The organism is Vibrio sp. 03_296, from assembly GCF_002265885.1.
Genome location: NZ_NPKW01000781.1, coordinates 1 through 1,489, shown reverse-complemented (window position 1 = coordinate 1,489; position 1,489 = coordinate 1). Strand labels below are relative to the sequence as shown.

General features: G+C 44.8%; 1 pseudogene. It reads right to left on the bottom strand.

Features of this window, described 5'->3' with window-relative positions:
• Positions 1-1,364: pseudogene (gene panP, locus CIK04_RS27840) on the bottom strand (pyridoxal-dependent aspartate 1-decarboxylase PanP); the annotation flags it as partial.
• Positions 1,365-1,489: the final 125 nt, after the last annotated feature.

Genomic DNA, 1,489 nt, shown 5'->3' with positions numbered 1-1,489 from the left:
TGGCGGCAGCCAAGGCTTGTTTCACTCGTGCTGGGATATAGCGATAAGTGAGCAGACAAAGCTCAGGTTCAGAGATGAGTTCAAATCATCCTGTTGTTTGATCAAATCAGCAAAGTATTTTGCTTTTCAATACTTTGATTGATGAGCAGTTCGTAACCAGGGCGGCTGATGATATGCATGCTGGCATAAACCAACATTGCCATGCCTGAACGAGAGCCTTCTAGTGTGTGACTACCTAAGTCTTTAGACCCTTTTCGCAGAATATATTGAGCGTGATGCTCGATCGATTTCATGGCGTTAGGATCTTTGAATAGCACCATGCCTGCGCCCATTGGGATATACAGCTGCTTATGTGCATCAATCGTCACAGAGTCGGCAAGCTCAACACCATCGAGTAGGCAGCGATACTTGTTTGACCATTAATGTTGCGACCGCCCCAAGACCGCGTCAACATTGGAAATGAATCAGCCATATTTTTGGCAAATTTTGCCATTTCTGCCAATGGGTCGACGCTACCCGTTTCCGTTGTTCCTGCTACACCGATGACGGCAAATGCTTTGATGTTTTGCGCTTGTAACTCTTTAATTTTCGCTTCGAGTGCATCGGGGCAAACACGATTGTTTTCGTCGGTTTTGATGGCAACCAAACCTGCTTGGCCAATACCTAGGACATCCGCGGCTTTTTTCAGGGAGTAATGACCGCGCTCAGACACCAACACGGCTAGGCCTTCGTAGCCATAGTGTTTCATAGCAACGGAAAGCCTTCTTCTCGACTCCTTTAAAGTTGCCTTGCGCACGTAACGCATTGTTGCGTGCTACCCAAAGGGCAGTGATGTTAGCAATGGTTCCGCCTGAACAAAAAGCCCCTAAGGAGTGCTCCGCACTGTGCATCCAATGAGAGTAAAACGCTTCATCTTGCGAATAAATTAAGCGATGTAACATACCTAAAACCTGACGCTCTAGCGGTCGTAAAGGCTTAGATGTCTTCGATTTTTACCAAGTTTGGTTTAGCGCAATCATGATTTTTGATAGAGGCATCAAAAAGTATGGGAGCGCAGAAGTCATATGACCGATAAAACTGGGTGACGATGTATGCACAGAGTGCGATACCAAAGTATCGAGTAGGTGCTCAGTATGGTCTGAGACAAAGGACGGTCGCTCTGGGATCTGAGCAGAAGAAAAGTCTTTCTCGATTTCACGTAAAGGCTTTTCTTCTGCCACGATGTGTTCACCGAGGAATTTGTTTAAGTTTTGTGAGAGCTTTGCTTCGATTTGAGTCAGTGTTGAATCAGGACCCTCTGGGATAGTGAAGATCTTCAGTAGGCTATCAAAGCTGACATCAGCGGTTTTTTGTTCCATTGCCATATAACAAATCGATTTAATTATAGTAGTCGTTCGAGCTGAGACAATCTAAACCAAAACGGGAACAAATGTCCCAGTTTTAATTAAACAAATCATCGTTTTTACTGAAAARGAAAGGGAAAGGCTTA